At 58.9% G+C, this 1,541-nt stretch carries 2 protein-coding genes; both read right to left on the bottom strand.

All coding sequences use genetic code 11. The features are described 5' to 3' along the window. Window positions 1-313: efflux RND transporter permease subunit (locus ACOSYY_RS15090; RefSeq protein ID WP_421663377.1), on the bottom strand; the 313-nt coding region annotated here is incomplete at its 3' end. Continuing rightward, a partial coding sequence (locus ACOSYY_RS15085; RefSeq protein ID WP_421663375.1) for an efflux RND transporter periplasmic adaptor subunit occupies window positions 310-1,541 on the bottom strand: 1,232 nt, incomplete at its 5' end. The genes ACOSYY_RS15090 and ACOSYY_RS15085, both read right to left, overlap by 4 nt.

The raw sequence follows: 1,541 nt of genomic DNA, 5'->3' as shown, positions 1-1,541 counted from the left end.
GCGCGATATCCACGTTGGTGCCGATTTCAAAGGTGAGCCTGATGCTGACGTGGCCGTCGTTCGTGCTGGTCGAGTCGTAGTAGAGGAGATTATCGATGCCCGGCAGCTGCACCTCGATTGTCCGAGCCACCGAATCAGCCGCGACTTCCGCGCTGGCGCCGGGGTAGTCGGCCTCGATTTGGACGACCGGTGGGCTGATATCAGGAAATTGCGCAATGGGAAGATTGATGAGCGCGACAAGCCCGATGACGACGATGACAATGGAGAGGACCGAGGCAAAGATCGGTCGTTCGATGAAAAACCGTGAACTCACTGCGGGTCCTTCGCGGCTTCGGCCTTAGTTTCCGACTCATGGTCGGCACTGTCGTTGGTCGTCCTATTATCCGGCTTCCCGCTATTAGGCTCGGCAGCAGGTTCGGTGGCCGGAATCGGTTTGACGGTCGCGCCGGGCCTCACCATGTGGAAACCGCTCACGACCACCCGCTCGCCGGACCGCACACCCGACTCGATGATCCATTCCTGGTCGTGCCAGCGGCTCGCTTTGACCGGGCGAATTTCCACCATGTCTCCTTCACCCACGACAAACACGATCGGACCCTGCGGGCCTTGCTGGACCGCCCGCTGAGGCACCAATAGGGCATGGTCTTTCACCGTTCCTTTAAAGCGTACCCTCACAAATTGCCCGGGCAGTAACACTCCATCGGGATTGGGAACGACGAATCGGGCTCGCCTCGATCCCGTTTCAGTCCGCAGGCCGACATCGGCGAAATCGAGGACGCCTTCGTGAGCGTACGTGCTGCCGTCGGCGAAAATGACGGTGCCTTTCAACTGCGCAAGGCCGGGATGTTGAAGACTCACCGCGATGCCATCTTTTCGCCGTTTGAGCAGGAAGCTTTCCGGCACATTGACCACCACATACATCGGATCGATGCGATGTATGACGGTCAGCAAATCGGTTTGCGCAGAGACCAGCCGGCCTTCGTAGTACCGACTCCGTTCGATGAGGCCGTTGATCGGAGCGATGATTCTGGTGTTGTCGAAGTCAAACTTGGCTTTGATCATGTCGGCCTGAGCTCGTTGGAGGGCGGCTTTCGCCGCCAAGTCTTCGGCAATTGCATCGTCCACATCTTTTTGGCTGACGGCCTGCGCTTCAAGCAACGGCTTGACACGGGCGAGATCTTGCTTGGCTTGAACCAAGCGCGCTTCCGCCTCCGCGATCCTCGCCTGCGCGCCTTTGTAAGCCGCTTCAAACGGCACCGGGTCGATCTGGTAGAGCTTGGCGCCTTTTTTGATCGCTCGGCCCTCTGGAAACAGCACGGCTTTCAGAATCCCCGTGACCTGTGAGCGAATTTCAACCGGTCGAGACGCTTCGGCCTCTCCGATGAATTCAGGTTCATCCGGCACGGTCCGTGCCATCACCGTCACGACCTCCACTTGCGGGACAGGAGGGGGTGACGGTGCCGAGCCCGCATCATCCTTGCAACCGAGTACTCCGGCCATCGCAACTGATACAATCAGCGCGGCGACATAATTGAAAAGGT

The organism is Nitrospira sp. BLG_2, from assembly GCF_049222245.1.
This window is presented reverse-complemented; position numbering and strand designations above follow the sequence as displayed.